Genomic DNA, 14870 nt, shown 5'->3' on the forward strand with positions numbered 1-14870 from the left:
CGGCGTGCAGGGCGGTGGCGGGGGGCCCCCCGGGGGGGCCGCCCGCGCCCGGGCCCCGGGGGGGGGGGGGGGGCGGGGGGGCGGCGGGGCCCCCCCCCCCCCCCGCCCCGCGGGGGGGGGGGGGGGGGCGCCCCCGCCCCCCCCCCCCGCCCCCCGCGCCCCCCTCTTCAGGCTCGGTTGTCGGCCGGCTCGTGCGCCCGGACGCCGTCCAGGCGGCTCAGAACCCGCCGGTCTGCTCGTCCCGGCGGCGCTGCCAGCGCTGCTCCACGCGGTCCATCATCCCCGCCTTGCGGCGCGGCGCGGCGGCCTGCTTGGGGCCGGTGCCCTGGCCCGCGGGCCCCCGGCGCCAGCCCGTCACGGCGAACACCGCGCACCCGAGCATCACCAGGAACCCGACCACGCTGACCCAGATCTGGTCCGGAACGACCATGCCGCCCATCAGCAGGGCGACGCCCACCACGAAGCCGGCGACGGCCAGGTAGACCCGTCGGCGGGTGTAGGTGCGCAGCCCGGTTCCCTCAAGCGCCGACGCGAATTTGGGATCTTCGGCATACAGCGCTCGCTCCATCTGGTCGAGCAGTCGCTGCTCGTGCTCCGAGAGCGGCACGGAGTCCTCCTACTCGTCGGTCGCCGGTGCGACCGGTCCGCCGCCCCGGTCGGGGAGGCAAGTCCATTCGGCCTTCGGGACACGCGGTCGGACGCCTGTGCGGGGGACCCGGTCCGTGTCGTCCATATGCCCCATGCGTCCGGCTGTCATGCTTTCCGGCTTTACCCAGATCATACGGTCCGTGGGCCCGTTCCGGGGTGGTCCGCGGCGCGTGGGCCGGGCCACTTCGGCCAGGGCCGACCGCACTCCTCCCAACGCCGCGGACGGCGAACTAGTGCCCGATCCGGTGGAATCGGCCCGGACCTGGGGAGCTGCGACGATCACCGCCGGGCGGCCGGGAGGTGGAGGGGAGACGAACCGCCGCCGCACGGTGTGCGAAGCGCGCGGCGGCGGACGTCCGGACGGCCGTCCGGGGAGGCCGTCGAAGGCTCAGCCGAGCGTGGCCAGCAGGTGCAGCTGGGTCGCCACGGCGTGGAACGCGGGCTGCGCGGCGGCGGCCTCCTCCAGCTTCAGCAGCGCCTCCATCGCGCCCGGCTCGGTGTCCACCAGGACCCCGGGGACGAGGTCGGAGAAGACCCGGACGCCGTGCACCGACTCGACCCGCAGGCCCGCGCCCTCGGCGAGGCCGGTGAGCTCCTCGCCGGTGAAGCGGCGCGGCATCGGGTCCTGCTCGCCCCAGCGGCCGTCGGTGGCCGACAGCACGGTGCGGGCCTCGGTGAAGTGGCCGGCCAGCGCGCGGGCCAGCACGGCGCCGTTGCGGTTGGCGGCCAGCAGGCTGACCAGGCCGCCCCGGCGCAGGGTGCCGGCCAGGCTGCCGAGCGCCTCGGCCGGGTCGTCCACGACCTCCAGGACGCCGTGGCACAGCACCGCGTCCATCGTGCCGGGGGCGATCACCTCGGGCAGGGTCTGGGTGTCTCCCTGGACGGCGCGGACCAGGTCGGTGACGCCGGCCTCGGCGGCCCGGCGCTCCAGCGCGAACAGCGCGTCCGGGCTCGGGTCGACCACGGTGACGCGGTGGCCGAGCTTGGCCACCGGCACGGCGAAGTTGCCCGTGCCACCGCCGGTGTCGACGACGTCGAGCACGGGCTGGTCCAGCTCGGCGGCCCGCTTCTCCAGGGCGGCCCGCACCACCTCCCAGACCACGGCGGTACGCAGGGCGCTGCGGGGGCGCGTCGGGTACAAGGCGGGACTCCTCGGCACGTGCAGATCGATCGGGAACGTCACCACCTTAGACCGGGCGGGTGGGACCGCCGTCACGCCTCGTGCGGGGAGTCGCCGGCCGGGGGCAGGCGCGGGGCGGGCGGGGTCGGGCGCAGGCCGAGGAGGCGCTCGACCAGACGCAGGAACAGGGCGGTGTTGCGGACCAGGTCGTCGGCGTCTCGGGCCGAGGCGGCGCCCCGGATGCCGGCCTCGGCGGCGGCCCGGCGACGGGCGCCGGCGCCGTAGTAGACGGCCCACTCGGCGAGTTCCGGCGCGACCTCGGGCAGCACCTCCCAGGCGCTGCGGATGGCTTTTCGGCGGCGCGGGTTCTTCTCCGGCCGCCCGCGCACGGCGAGCACGGCCGCGACCGTGCGCAGCGCGGCCAGGTGCGCGGCGGCGTAGCGCTCCAGCGGGTCCTCCAGGGCGCGGGCCCCGGCGAGGGTGCGGTGGGCGTCGGCGAGCAGGTCGAGGGCGGCCGGCGGCGCGGCGACCCGGCGCAGCACGGGATGGACGTCCCCGCCGCCGGGGCGGGCGCCCGGGGAGTGCGGCAGGGCGGCGGAGTGGAGGCGGGCGGTGACGGGCTCAGGGTGGCTGATGGTCATGGTCTCCCCCGTTCCGAGGCAGCGCGCGGACCGGGTGGTCCGTGCTCCTCCATCGTGAACGGCACCACTGACAATTCCCGCCGGTGCGGTCACCCCCGGTGGCCGGCTCCCCCTCGCCGCGCTCCGCCGCCCCGTGTCGGCGGTGCGCGGCGTCCCGGCCGGCTCCGGTGGCGGGCCCCTGCGCCGACCGTCCGCCGGCTCCCCAGGGCCGGCGGACGGACGGGTCCGCCGTCCGGGGTGCGCGGCGCCCGACGCGCCCCGCAGCCCGGGTGCCACCACTGTGGCGTCCGCGCAGGTCGGGGGGCTATCCGCAGAAGTACTCAACCGCGGATCTGAGTATCCGTACTCAGGTCCGCGCCCGCGCCGCCGCGCCGGAACCGGCGGGGTGCCCGGCCGCGTCCCGGTACGGTACGGCGAGGCCGGCGGACGGCCGTTCCGAGGAGGGGACCCGATGACGATCCTGCCGCTGATCTTCACCAGCGGACTGGCCAGCGGCATCAACGCGTACGCGGTGGTGCTGCTGCTCGGGCTGCTGGGCCGGTTCGGGGGCGCCGACTCGGTGCCGCCCGCCCTGGAGCGCACCGACGTGCTGGTCGCGGCCGCCCTGCTGTTCCTGCTGGAGGCGGTGGCCGACAAGATCCCGTACGTGGACAGCGTGTGGGACGTCGTGCACACCGTGATCCGCCCGGTCGCCGGCGCCACCGTGGCCGCGCTGATCGCGAGCAGCCACCCGGGCTCGCTGGGCGAGGTCGCGGCGGGCGCGATGGGCGGCACGACGGCGCTGGTCAGCCACCTGGTGAAGGCCTCGCTGCGGATGGCCGTCAACACCTCCCCCGAGCCGGCCAGCAACATCGCGGTCAGCCTGGCCGAGGACCTGTCGGTGGCCGGCCTGGTCACCCTGGCGATCTTCCACCCGTGGCTGGCCGCCTCGATCTCGGCCGTGCTGCTGGCGATCGGCGTGCTGCTGGTGTGGCTGGCGATCAGCCGGATCCGCGCGTTCCGCGCCCGCCGCCGCGAGCGCAAGGCCGCCCGCGCGCGGGCGGCTCAGGGGGTGTACGCCCAGCAAGCGTAGGTTGCCGTAGCCATAGGATCTGTGCCATGGCAAGGATCGTCGTCATCGGCGCAGGAATGAGCGGGCTCGCGGCGGCCTCCCGGCTGGCGACCCTCGGACACCGGGTGACGGTCTGCGAGGCGAGCGGCACCTACGGGGGCATGGTCGGCCGGTACGAGCGCGACGGCTTCGCCTTCGACACCGGCCCCGGCCTGCTCACCCTCCCGGCGGTCTACCGCGACCTCGCGCTGAAGACCGGCCGCGAGCCGCTGGAGCAGCTCGTCGGGCTGGCCCCGGTGGACCCGGAGAGCCGGCACCTGCTCCCGGACGGCACCGCCCTCACGCTGCCCAACGCCTCGCGCGGCGGCGTCGCCCAGGCGCTGGACGACGCCTTCGGCGCCGGGTCGGGCGCCCGCTGGAACGCGGTGGTCAACCGCGGCCGGACGGTCTGGGAGGCCACCCGCCGCCCGCTGCTGGAGGAGCCGCTCCCGGCCGACCCCAGGCCGCTGCACGCCGACCCGTACCCCGTCCCGCCCCGGCGCGGCCTCGCCCGGCTGCGCCCGTCCGGCCGCTGGACGCTCGCCGACGTCGCGGCGCGCGAGCTCGACGGCCACCCCGGGCTCACCGCCCTGCTGCACGAGCACGCGGTGCGCTTCGGCTTCGACCCGCGCACCGCTCCGGCCGCCGCGACCGTCCTGCCGTACATGGAGCAGTCGTTCGGCGTCTGGTACGTCAAGGGCGGGATGCGCGCGCTGGCGGACGCGGTGTACCGGCGCTGCGAGCAGCGCAAGGTCGAGTTCCGCTTCGACACCCGCTTCGAGGAGGTGCTGGAGAAGGACGGCCGGGCCGCCGGGGTCGTCACGACGGCCGGGCCGGTCGAGGCGGACTTCGTCGTCCACGCCGCGGACGCGAACCGGCAGTACCGCGAGTGGACGGGCATGGCGCCGGACCAGGACCACTGGCCGGACTCGGTGGCCCACGCCGACGACGTCCCCGGCCGGGCCGTCGTGCTGCTCGCCCTGCGCGGCGAGCGCCCGGCGGGCACCGCGCACCGCACGGTCGTCCACGCCGCCGACCCGGCCGCCGAGCTCGCCGGGGTCTTCGGCCCCGGCCCGCTCCCGGAGCGCCCGACCGTGCAGGTGCTGCGCCCGGACGACCCGTCGCTGCACCCCGCCGGCCACGAGTCGGCCGTGCTGACGGCCACCGTGCCGGCCGGCGGCGTCGACTGGACGGAGCCGGGCGTCGCCGACCGCTTCGCCGACCGGATGGTCGCCCAGGCGGAGGCGGCGGTCCCCGGGCTGGCCGGCCGCGTGCTGTGGCGGGTGGTCCGGACCCCGGCCGACACCGAGCGCGAAACGGGCTCGTGGCAGGGTTCGGTCCCGCGTCCGGCGCTGCCCGGCGGCCGTGGCGCGTTCCTCCAGGCGCCGACGGAGGACGCCCCCGGCTTCTACCTGGTGGGTGGCGCCGCCCACCCCGGCGGCGGGCTGGCGCGGGTCGGCATGTCGGCCTGCATCGCGGCCAACCTCATCGGCCCCGCCTGACCGGCGAGGGCCCTGCTCAGCCCTGGTGCCAGGTGTTCTGCTGCTGGTAGCCGTACCCCTGGTCGTACGTCGGCTGCTGCGGGATGCCCTGGGTGTGCTGCTCGGGCTGCGGCTGCCACTGCTGCTGCTGTTGCTGCTGCTGGGCGTTCGGGTCCCAGGCCGGAGCCTGCTGCGGGTAGCCGCCGCCGTACGGGTCCTGCTGCGGGTAGCCGTACGGGTCCTGCTGCTGCGGGTAGGTGCCGTAGCCCTGGTCGTACGCGAAGGCGGGCTGCTGCTGCGGTTGCTGCTGCCACTGCTGCTGGTCGTAGGCGGGCTGCTGCTGCGGGACGTCGTACCCGGCCTGGTAGGCCTCCGCGTACGGGTCCTGCTGCTGGTGCTGCTCGTAGTAGCCGGGCGTGTAGACGCCGTCGGCGGCGAGCTCCTGCATCTCGAAGGCGGCGGTCTGCTCGACCTCCGGGACGGCCTCGCCGACGGGGGCGAGCGGGTCCGGCTCCGGGGTCTCCTCGACGGCGCTGACCTCGCCGACCCGCGTCTCGGCCGCCACCGCGACGGCGGCCACCGCCGCGCCGCCGGTGAGCGCGCCGAGCAGCGGCACCTTGGCGAGCGGTCCCGGCAGGGAGCCGTCGGCGGCGCGCAGCGACCAGCCGCCGGTGTAGCCGCGCTTGACCGAGAGGGTGACGAACGTCTGGCCGACCGCGAAGAGCGCCGCGCCCGCGCCGATCACCGGGACGGACCCGAGGACCATCCCGCCGGCCACCCCGAGGAAGCCGGCCAGGGCGAGCGCGCGCCAGTGCACCGGGGCCCGGTTCTGCAGGAGCAGCTCGGCGACCAGCCAGAGCGCGACCACCGCCAACGCGGCGTACAGCAGCAGGTATCCGATGCCCATCCGCCCGATACCTCCAGTCGCGTGCCCGCGCGCGCCGCGCGTGTGCGGCGACTGTACCGGTTCAACGGCCGGGGCACCGCATCGCGTTCCCGCCGTCCGTGGGGCCTGACTGCACACGACCGAGCCCGCCACCATCGGTGCGGTGACGGGCCCGTGAACGCTCAGCGCCGGTGCAGTCCGAGGTTCTGGTAGATCTCCAGCGTCGCGGTCGAGTGGTTGAGCGTGATGAAGTGCAGGCCGGGCGCGCCCTCGGCGAGGAGCCGCTCGGCCATCGCGGTGGCGTGCTCCATGCCGATCGCCCGCAGCGCGGCCGGGTCGTCGATCGCGCTCCGCAGGCGGGCCTCCAGGTCGGCGGGGAACGCCGAGCCGCTCAGCTGCGGGAAGCGCTCCAGCTGCTTGGCGTTGGTGACCGGCATGATCTCCGGGATGATCGGCGCCTCGCAGCCCGCCGCCGTCACCCGGTCGCGCAGCCGGAGGTAGTCGTCGACCTCGAAGAACATCTGGGTGATCGCGTAGTCGGCGCCCGCGCGGATCTTCGCCACGAAGTGCCGGATGTCGTCGTCCCAGTTCGTCGAGCGCGGGTGCATGTTCGGCGAGGCCGCCACGCCGACGCAGAAGTCGCCGATGCCCTTGATCAGCTCGACCAGCTCGTAGGCGTAGGTGACGCCCTCCGGGTGGCTGACCCACTCGCCCGTCGGGTCGCCGGGCGGGTCGCCGCGCACCGCGAGGACGTTGCGCACGCCCTGGTCGGCGTACTGGCCGATGATGTTGCGCAGCTCGGCGACCGAGTGGTCGACCGCGGTCAGGTGGGCGACCGGCGTCAGCGTGGTCTCGGTGGCGATCCGGCCGACCATGTTGACGGTGCGCTCGCGCGAGGAGCCGCCGGCGCCGTACGTCATGCAGACGAAGTTCGGGTCGAGCGGCTCCAGCCGCCGGATGGCGTCCCAGAGCTTCTGCTCGCCGACCTCGGTGCGCGGGGGCATGAACTCGAAGGAGAAGGACCGCTTGCCTGCCGCCAGCAGCTCGCGGACCGTCAACGCGCGGTCCGATCGGGTGGAAGCGATACCGAGTGCCATGCTGGCAGGTTATCCGCCGCCCGAAGGGCCGCGACAACTCGGTTCCACGGATTGAGACAAAGAATGGACGGCATTCCGCTTGCCGTCCCGGCCGCGCCCGCGCCCTGCTCGCACGGGTGTTCCCGGCCGCCCCGCTACGCTTGCTGCACCCCAAGCGAACCACCGGAGCCTCATCGTGACCTCGTCCAGCAACCGGCCGGCCAACCCCATTGACGTGGAGGACGTCCGCGAGCGCGTCAACGCCGCCCTCGCCGCGTTCATGGACGGCCAGTCCGCTCTGCTCGGCGGGATCTCGCCCCAGCTGGCGCCCGCCGCCGACGCGCTGCGCGACTTCCTGCTCGACGGCGGCAAGCGGCTGCGCCCGGCGTTCTGCTACTGGGGCTGGCGCGGCGCCGGCGGCTCGGCCGAGGGCGAGGGGATCGCGAACGCGGCGGCGGCCCTGGAGCTGCTCCAGGCGAGCGCGCTGGTCCACGACGACCTGATGGACCGCAGCGACACCCGCCGCGGTCTGCCGTCGATCCACCGCCGCTTCGAGGCGATGCACCGCGAGCGCGGCTGGCGCGGCGACCGCGAGCAGTACGGTGCCTCGGCCGCGGTGCTGCTCGGCGACCTGCTGCTGATCTGGTGCGACGAGCTGTTCCTGCGCTCCGGCCTGGCCCCCGCCGCGGTGCTGGCCGCCAAGCCGGCGTTCGACCTGATGCGCACCGAGGTCATGCTCGGCCAGTACCTGGACGTGCTGGAGCCGGTCGCCGGGGACTCGACGGACGAGGGTGCGCTGGACCGGGCGCAGACGGTGCTGCACTACAAGTCGGCGAAGTACACGATCGAGCGCCCGCTCCAGGTCGGCGCGCTGCTGGCCGGCGCCGGGCCCGGCCTGGTCGCGGCGTACGGCGCGTTCGGCCTGCCGCTGGGCGAGGCGTTCCAGCTGCGGGACGACCTGCTCGGCGTCTTCGGCGACCCGGCGGTCACCGGCAAGCCGGCCGGGGACGACCTGCGCGAGGGCAAGCGCACGCTGCTGGTCGCGCACGCGATGCGCGGGCTGCCGGCCGCCGACGCGCGGCACCTGGACGAGCGGCTCGGCGCGCCGGACCTCGCGCCCGCCGAGGTCGCCGGCCTGCGGGACCTCGTCGCGCGGAGCGGGGCGCCGGAGCTGGTGGAGGCCCGGATCGACGAGCTGATGCGGCAGTCGCTGGCCGCCCTGGAGGCGGCGCCGCTCGCCGACCGGCGCGCCCGCGAGGTGCTGCTCGCCCTGGCCGAGGCCGCCACCGTCCGCAAGTACTGAGCCTCGCGGCCGACGGCGGCCCCTGCCGGGATCAGGCCTGGCGCAGCCGCCGGGAGAGCTCGGCGGCGGCCGCCCGCGGGTCCTCCGCGGCCGTGATGGCGCGCACGACGACGATCCGGCGGGCGCCCGCGGCGAGCACCTCGTCGACGTTGCCCAGGTCGATGCCGCCGATGGCGAACCACGGGCGGTCGGTGGGCTGCTTCGCCGCGTACGAGACGAGGCCGAGGCCCGGGGCCGGGCGGCCCGGCTTGGTCGGGGTCGGCCAGACCGGACCGGTGCAGAAGTAGTCCACGCCGGGCTCGGCGACCGCCGCGTCCACCTCGGACTCGGCGTGACAGGACCGGCCGATCAGGACGTCCTCGCCGAGGATCGCCCGGGCGGCCGGGACGGGCAGGTCGTCCTGCCCGAGGTGCAGGACGTCCGGCCGGGCCGCGTGGGCGACGTCGGCGCGGTCGTTGACCGAGAGCAGCTTGCCGTGGCGGCGGCAGGCGTCCGCGAAGACCTCCAGGGCCTCCAGCTCCTGCTTGGCCTCCAGGCCCTTGTCCCGGAGCTGGACGATGTCGACCCCGCCGGCCAGCGCCTCGTCCAGGAACTCGGCCAGGTCGCCCTGCTCGCGGCGGGCGTCGGTGCACAGGTACAGCCGGGCCTCGGCCAGCCGCTGACGCGGCGTGTCCGCCGCCATCAGATCAGCATCGCCTGGGCGCGGCGCTTGACCTCGGTGCCACGGTTCTCCCGCAGCGCCTGGATCGGGCTGCCGGGCAGCGACGGGTCCTCGGTGAAGAGCCACTCCAGGATCTCCACGTCGCTGTACCCGCAGTCGCGCAGCACGGTCAGGGTGCCGGACAGGTGCTTGACCAGCCCCTGGCCGTCGATGAACGCCGCAGGGACCTGCAGCGAGTTGTTCGGGCCCCGCCGGACGGCGATCAGGCCGCCGTTGCGGACGAGGTCGCGCACCTCGGTGACGCGGACCCCCCACTGCTCCGAGATGTCGGGCAGGTACATCCACTCGGCGACCAGGGCTTCAATCTTGCTTTCGATCTCACTCACGCCACCAGACTGCCACCTCCGGAGCCCGCCGCGCACCAGCCGCTACCCCGCGACCGCCGATTTCAGCGCCACCGCCGGGTCCGCGGCCCGGGCCGGGTCCAGCGCGGTGCCGCGCTCGATCAGGCGGCGGCCCTGGGTGAGGTCGCGCGGGCGGTCCACGGCCAGCAGCGCGCTCGGCACGCCGTCGCGCAGCCACAGCACCGACCAGGTCGCGTCCTGCGGGGAGCCGCGCCAGAGCAGCTCGTCGCCGTCGGCGTGCCGCCCGGCGTACTGCACCATGCGGCCGAACTGCTCCGACCAGAAGTACGGCACCGGGTCGTACGGCGCGTCCACCCCGAGGACGGCGGCGGCCGCCGCCTCGCCGGACTGCAGCGCGTGGTCCCAGTGCTGGACGGCCAGCCGGGCGCCGGAGCGGACCGACGGGTAGCTGACGCAGTCGCCGGCCGCGAAGACGCCCGGCAGGCTGGTGCGCAGCCGCCCGTCCACGACGACCGCACCGGTCGCGTCCAGCTCGACGCCCGTGCCGGCCAGCCAGTCGGTCGCGGGCCGGGCGCCGATGCCGACCACCACCTCGTCGGCGGGCAGGTGCGAGCCGTCGGCCAGCAGCACCGCGCCGGGCTCGACGGCCGCGACGCCGACGCCGCAGCGCAGGTCCACCCCGGCTCCGGCGTACCAGGCGGCCATCGCCGCGCCGACCTCCCTGGGCAGCGCACCGGGAACGGGCGCCGGACCCGCCTCGACGACGGTCACCTCGCAGCCGGCCTCCCGGGCGGCGGTGGCCACCTCCGCGCCGATCCAGCCGGCGCCGACCAGCACCAGGCGCAGGCCGGGCCGCAGCAGCGCGCGCAGGGCGAGCGCGTCGTCCAGGGTGTGCAGGAGGTGGGCGCGCTCGGCGCCGGGCAGGGCGCGCGGGGTCGCGCCGGTGGCGATCACCAGCGATCCGTACGGGAGGTCGCCGGCGTCGGTGTGCAGCACGCCCGGGATGAGTCCGGTGGCGCGGCGGCCGGTGAGCAGTTCGACGCCGAGGTGCGGGAAGTCGATGTCCAGCGTGGTGGCGTCGCTCTTGCCGAGCAGGACGTCCTTGGAGAGCGGCGGCCGGTCGTACGGCGCGTGCGGCTCCTCCCCGACCAGCACGATCCGCCCCTGCCAGCCGCCCCGCCGCAGCCCCAGCGCGCACTGCGCGCCGGCCAGCCCGGCCCCGACGACGACCACCCGATCCGTTCCGCTCAGCTCTGCCACGGCGCCACTGTACTCAGCCGCCCCACGCGCCCCGGCGGCCCGTCCGTCCCGCGCACGGACGGGCCGCGCCGGGCCCGTCCACCCTTCGTACGGGCCTTCGGCCGGGCGGACCACCGGAGTTATGGTGGGGACACCATCACGGGAGCCCGGCGTACCGGGCTGAGAGGCGGGCTGGCACGGCCCGCGACCGTCCGAACCTGATCCGGGTCATACCGGCGAAGGGAGAAGAGCAGCTTTGACACGCTTGGCACCGGGCAGCCGCGCCGACGTGCTGGTGATCGGCGGGGGCGTCATCGGCCTCGCCGTCGCCTGGCGGGCGGCGCAGCGCGGCCTGGAGGACATCGTCGTGGTCGACCCCTCCCCCGGTCACGGGGCGGCCGGGGTCGCGGCCGGGATGCTCGCCCCGGTCACCGAGCTGCAGTACGGCGAGGAGCCGCTGCTGCGCCTCGGGATGGCCTCGAACGAGCGGTACGCGGCGTTCGCCGCCGAGCTCACCGAGGCGAGCGGCGGCGAGGACACCGGCTACCGCCGGTGCGGCACGGTCGCCGTCGCGTTGGACTCCGACGACCGCGCGGAACTGCGCGAACTGCACGCCTTCCACGAGCGGCTCGGCCTCGACTCGACCTGGCTGACCGGCCGGGAGGCCCGCAAGCTGGAACCGATGCTGGCCCCCGGCGTGCGCGGCGGCCTGCACGTGGCCGACGACCACCAGGTGGACCCCCGCCGGCTGCTGACCGCACTGGTCCGCGCCTGCGAACGCGCGGGCGTCGTGTTCCACCGCACCGAGGCCGTCGAGCTGCTGGTCGAGGGCGGCCGCGCGGTCGGCGCCCGGCTCGGCACCGGCGGGACCCTCGCCGCCGACCGGGTCGTCCTCGCCGCCGGCCCGCACAGCCACCGGCTGCCCGGCCTGCCGGAGGACGTGCTGCCGGCGGTCCGTCCGGTCAAGGGGCAGATCCTGCGGCTGCGGATCCCCGACGCCTACCGCCCCTTCCTCAACCGCAACGTCCGCGCGGTCGTGCGCGGGCAGCACCTGTACCTGGTGCCGCGCGAGAACGGCGAGCTGGTGATCGGCGCGACCACCGAGGAGCAGGGCTACGACACCACCGTCACCGCCGGCGGGGTCTACGAACTCCTGCGCGACGCCCACGAGTTGGTCCCCGGCATCACCGAACTCCCGCTCGTCGAGACCTCGGCCGGGCTGCGTCCCGGCTCGCCGGACAACGCACCGCTGCTCGGACCGACCGACCTGCCCGGCCTGGTCGCCGCGACCGGCCACTACCGCAACGGCGTCCTGCTCACCCCGGTCACCGCCGACCTGCTCGCCGACTACCTGGCGACCGGCGAAGTCCCCGAGCTCGCACGGCCGTTCGCACCCTCCCGGTTCTCCCCCGCCCGCTCCACCACGAAGGCCGTCGCATGACCGACATCGCACTGACCGTCAACGGCGAGCCCCGCGAGGTGCCCGCCGCGACCACCCTCGCCGAGGTGGTCACCACCCTCAGCAAGGCCAACACCGGCGTCGCCGCCGCGCTCAACGAGGCCGTGGTGCCGCGTGGTTCGTGGTCCGAGACGCGGCTCTCGGCGGGCGACCGGATCGAGATCCTCACCGCCGTGCAGGGAGGCTGAGCGCCATGGCCGACGACCTCTTCACCATCGCCGGGACGACCTTCACCTCCCGGCTCATCATGGGCACCGGCGGCGCCCCCAGCCTGGAGGTCCTGGAGCAGGCCCTGCGGGTCTCGGGCACCGAGCTGACCACCGTCGCGATGCGCCGGGTCGACGCGACCACCCAGGGCTCCGTCCTGGACGTGCTGACCCGCAACGGCATCCGGGTGCTGCCCAACACGGCCGGCTGCTTCACCGCCGGCGAGGCCGTGCTGACCGCCCGGCTGGCCCGCGAGGCACTCGGCACCGACTGGGTGAAGCTGGAGGTCATCGCCGACGAGCGGACCCTCCTGCCGGACCCGATCGAGCTGCTGGACGCCGCCGAGACCCTCGTCGACGACGGCTTCACGGTGCTCCCGTACACCAACGACGACCCGGTGCTGGCCCGCAAGCTGGAGGACGTCGGCTGCGCGGCGATCATGCCGCTCGGCTCGCCGATCGGCTCCGGCCTCGGCATCCGCAACCCGCACAACTTCCAGCTGATCGTGGAGGGCGCGAACGTCCCGGTCGTCCTGGACGCGGGCGCCGGCACCGCCTCCGACGTCGCGCTGGCGATGGAGCTCGGCTGCTCCGCCGTGATGCTCGCCTCCGCGGTGACCCGCGCACAGGACCCGGTCCTGATGGCCGAGGCCATGCGGCACGCCACCGAGGCCGGCCGCCTCGCCCACCGGGCCGGCCGGATCCCGCGCCGCTTCCACGCGGAGGCCTCCTCCGCGATGGCCGGCCGCGCCGACCTCGACACCCGCGAGCGTCCGGCGTTCTGACGCCGCACCCGTGTCACAAGCCGGTCCCGGAGGCGATGTCCGCCGGGACCGGCCGCGACCCGCCGCACTACACTCCTCGGGTGGACACGGCATGGCGCGACCCCCTGATCGGTACCCTGCTCGACGGCCGGTACCGGGTCGAGCAGCGCATCGCGACCGGCGGCATGTCCACGGTCTACAAGGGCACCGACACCCGCCTCGACCGCGTGCTCGCCCTCAAGGTGATGCACCCCGACCTCGCCGGGGACGAGGGCTTCACCGCCCGCTTCATCCGTGAGGCCAAGGCCGTCGCCCGCCTCGCCCACCCCAACGTGGTCAACGTCTTCGACCAGGGCGCCGACCACGGGAACGTCTTCCTCGCCATGGAGTACGTGCCCGGCCGCACCCTGCGCGACCTGCTGCGCGACCGCGGCGCGCTGTCGATCCGGGCCGCGCTGGACATCATGGAGCCGGTGCTCGCCGCGCTCGGCGCCGCCCACCGCGCCGGGCTGGTCCACCGGGACGTCAAGCCGGAGAACGTGCTGATCACCGACGGCGGCCTGGTCAAGGTCGCCGACTTCGGCCTGGTCCGGGTCCTGGGCAGCGCCGACGGCGCCCCCACCTCGACGACCACCGCCACCGGCGGCACCGTCATGGGCACCGTCTCCTACCTCGCGCCCGAGCAGATCCTCCCGGACGCCCCCACCGACCAGCGCGTGGACGTCTACGCGGCCGGCATCCTGCTGTACGAGATGCTCACCGGCACGCGCCCGCACACCGGCGACAACCCCGTCCAGGTCATGTACAAGCACCTGCACGAGGACGTCCCCCCACCCTCGCGCAGCGTCCCGACCGTCCCCCCGGCGCTCGACGCGATAGTGCTCGGCGCCTGCGCCCGGACCCCCGACACCCGCCCGTACGACGCCGTCGAGCTGCTGGCCACCCTGCAGCGGGTCCGGCGCGAGCTCGGCCCGGCCGAGCTGGACGCCGAGCCGCCGACCTCCACCAGGCCCAGCCCGCGCTACCCGACCAGCGAGCCGACCTCGGTGATCCAGCGCACGCCGCAGGCCGCCCCGCACCAGCTGCCGCTCCCCCTCCCGCAGCCGGTCGAGCCGCCCGTGGCCGAGCGCACCAGCGTCCTGGACGTCCCGCCGGACCTGATGGACCAGCTGCTGGTCGAGCCCCGCCCCTACGACGAGCCCACCCCCGTCCGCCCGCCCCGCCCGAACCCGCTGCGCCGCGTTCCGCGCAAGCCGGTGATCTGGGCCTCCGCGCTGACCGTCCTGGTGCTGCTGGTCGGCGGCGTGACGTACGGGCTGTCCGAGTCGCTGTACGGGCCGGTGCCCGGGGTGCTCGGCAAGGACCGCGCCGAGGCGCAGCGGATCCTGGACAAGGACGGCATGCACGGGAAGTTCGTGGACGCGTACAGCGAGACCGTGCCGTCCGGCCAGGTGATCTCCACCGACCCCGGGGTGGGCACCCGGTCGCGCAAGAGCGACGCCGTGACGGTCACCGTCTCCAAGGGGCCGCACCGGATCGCCGTGCCGGACGTCACCGGCAAGCCCGCCGACCAGGCCGCGTCCGCGCTGACCGGCGTGCAGCTGGCGAAGGGCTCGGTGACCCAGACGTTCAACGACGCCGTGCCCGAGGGCTCGGTGATCAGCAGCTCGCCGGCGGCCGGCCAGCAGGTGGCGGAGAACACCCCGGTCTCGCTGGTGGTCAGCAAGGGCATGGTGCCGGTGCCGGACGTCACCGGGATGACGAAGGACGCGGCCGAGAAGGCGCTCACGGCGGCCGGGTTCACGATGCAGACCACCGGGGTCAACCTGTTCGGCAGCGGCAAGGCGAGCAGCCAGTTCCCGGCGGCCGGCGAGCGGCGTCCCCAGCACACCGCGGTGACGGTCAACTTCCCCTTCATCTGAGGGGGTTGG

At 75.5% G+C, this 14870-nt stretch carries 15 protein-coding genes and 1 riboswitch; of the genes, 7 read left to right on the forward strand and 8 right to left on the reverse strand.

Annotation, left to right across the window (positions count from 1 at the left end):
• Positions 1-217: 217 nt before the first annotated feature.
• The 3 genes from ACFV4F_RS15705 to ACFV4F_RS15715 all read right to left on the reverse strand — a co-directional run bounded on the left by ACFV4F_RS15705 (position 218) and on the right by ACFV4F_RS15715 (position 2409).
• Entirely contained in the window at positions 218-607 is a 390-nt protein-coding gene (locus ACFV4F_RS15705) for a DUF3040 domain-containing protein (RefSeq protein WP_380446029.1), read from the reverse strand.
• 429 nt (positions 608-1036) lie between these two features.
• Positions 1037-1789, reverse strand: a complete 753-nt coding sequence (locus tag ACFV4F_RS15710; protein WP_380446028.1) for a methyltransferase domain-containing protein — start codon at positions 1787-1789, stop codon at positions 1037-1039.
• 71 nt (positions 1790-1860) lie between these two features.
• The gene (locus ACFV4F_RS15715; protein WP_380446027.1) at positions 1861-2409 is read right to left on the reverse strand and encodes an SAV_6107 family HEPN domain-containing protein; all 549 of its coding nucleotides are present in this window, start codon (positions 2407-2409) and stop codon (positions 1861-1863) included.
• Positions 2410-2860: 451 nt separating this feature from the next.
• On the opposite strand from ACFV4F_RS15715, the gene ACFV4F_RS15720 reads away from it, so the two are divergent.
• Positions 2861-3481 (forward strand): DUF4126 domain-containing protein, encoded by a 621-nt coding sequence (locus ACFV4F_RS15720; protein ID WP_380446026.1) that lies wholly within the window; start codon positions 2861-2863, stop codon positions 3479-3481.
• 26 nt (positions 3482-3507) lie between these two features.
• Positions 3508-5001: a phytoene desaturase family protein gene (locus tag ACFV4F_RS15725; protein ID WP_380502862.1), complete on the forward strand. Its 1494-nt coding sequence runs from the start codon at positions 3508-3510 to the stop codon at positions 4999-5001.
• Between the two features lie 16 nt (positions 5002-5017).
• Here ACFV4F_RS15725 and ACFV4F_RS15730 read toward each other — a convergent pair whose 3' ends face one another.
• Together ACFV4F_RS15730 and metF are read right to left on the reverse strand one after the other, a co-directional pair.
• Positions 5018-5887 carry a hypothetical protein gene (locus ACFV4F_RS15730; RefSeq protein WP_380446024.1) on the reverse strand — a complete coding sequence of 290 codons (870 nt, stop codon included), beginning with the start codon at positions 5885-5887 and terminating at the stop codon, positions 5018-5020.
• Between the two features lie 161 nt (positions 5888-6048).
• Positions 6049-6963, reverse strand: coding sequence for a methylenetetrahydrofolate reductase [NAD(P)H] (gene metF / locus ACFV4F_RS15735; RefSeq protein WP_380446023.1), 915 nt, complete (start codon positions 6961-6963; stop codon positions 6049-6051).
• A 175-nt stretch (positions 6964-7138) separates the two neighbouring features.
• Between metF and ACFV4F_RS15740 the strand changes: the two genes are divergently transcribed.
• Positions 7139-8245: a polyprenyl synthetase family protein gene (locus ACFV4F_RS15740; RefSeq protein WP_380446022.1), complete on the forward strand. Its 1107-nt coding sequence runs from the start codon at positions 7139-7141 to the stop codon at positions 8243-8245.
• Between the two features lie 31 nt (positions 8246-8276).
• On the opposite strand, the gene thiE is transcribed toward ACFV4F_RS15740, so the two are convergent.
• From thiE to ACFV4F_RS15755, 3 genes are read right to left on the reverse strand one after another with little or no spacing between them, the layout of a single operon-like run.
• Complete coding sequence (thiE, locus tag ACFV4F_RS15745; protein ID WP_380502864.1) at positions 8277-8927, reverse strand: thiamine phosphate synthase; 651 nt, start codon at positions 8925-8927, stop codon at positions 8277-8279.
• A complete protein-coding gene (locus tag ACFV4F_RS15750; protein ID WP_380446020.1) occupies positions 8927-9292 on the reverse strand; it encodes an Rv2175c family DNA-binding protein in 366 nt (121 codons plus the stop codon). Before ACFV4F_RS15750 ends, thiE begins: the two co-directional genes overlap by 1 nt.
• A gap of 42 nt (positions 9293-9334) precedes the next feature.
• Entirely contained in the window at positions 9335-10531 is a 1197-nt protein-coding gene (locus ACFV4F_RS15755) for an NAD(P)/FAD-dependent oxidoreductase (RefSeq protein WP_380502867.1), read from the reverse strand.
• A gap of 128 nt (positions 10532-10659) precedes the next feature.
• Positions 10660-10772: riboswitch (TPP riboswitch) on the forward strand.
• Here ACFV4F_RS15755 and thiO point away from each other — a divergent pair.
• From thiO to pknB, 4 genes are all read left to right on the forward strand, one after another.
• The gene (gene thiO, locus ACFV4F_RS15760) at positions 10767-11951 is read left to right on the forward strand and encodes a glycine oxidase ThiO (protein ID WP_380502870.1); all 1185 of its coding nucleotides are present in this window, start codon (positions 10767-10769) and stop codon (positions 11949-11951) included. (Overlaps the previous riboswitch by 6 nt.)
• Entirely contained in the window at positions 11948-12157 is a 210-nt protein-coding gene (gene thiS, locus ACFV4F_RS15765; protein ID WP_380446017.1) for a sulfur carrier protein ThiS, read from the forward strand. The genes thiO and thiS overlap by 4 nt, the downstream gene beginning before the upstream one ends.
• 5 nt (positions 12158-12162) lie before the next feature.
• Positions 12163-12960 carry a thiazole synthase gene (locus ACFV4F_RS15770; protein WP_380498867.1) on the forward strand — a complete coding sequence of 266 codons (798 nt, stop codon included), beginning with the start codon at positions 12163-12165 and terminating at the stop codon, positions 12958-12960.
• A gap of 80 nt (positions 12961-13040) precedes the next feature.
• Positions 13041-14861: a Stk1 family PASTA domain-containing Ser/Thr kinase gene (gene pknB / locus ACFV4F_RS15775; RefSeq protein ID WP_380502873.1), complete on the forward strand. Its 1821-nt coding sequence runs from the start codon at positions 13041-13043 to the stop codon at positions 14859-14861.
• The last annotated feature ends 9 nt before the right edge of the window (positions 14862-14870 follow it).

Origin of the sequence: Kitasatospora sp. NPDC059722, assembly GCF_042733235.1 — a bacterium.
GTDB lineage: Bacteria > Actinomycetota > Actinomycetes > Streptomycetales > Streptomycetaceae > Kitasatospora.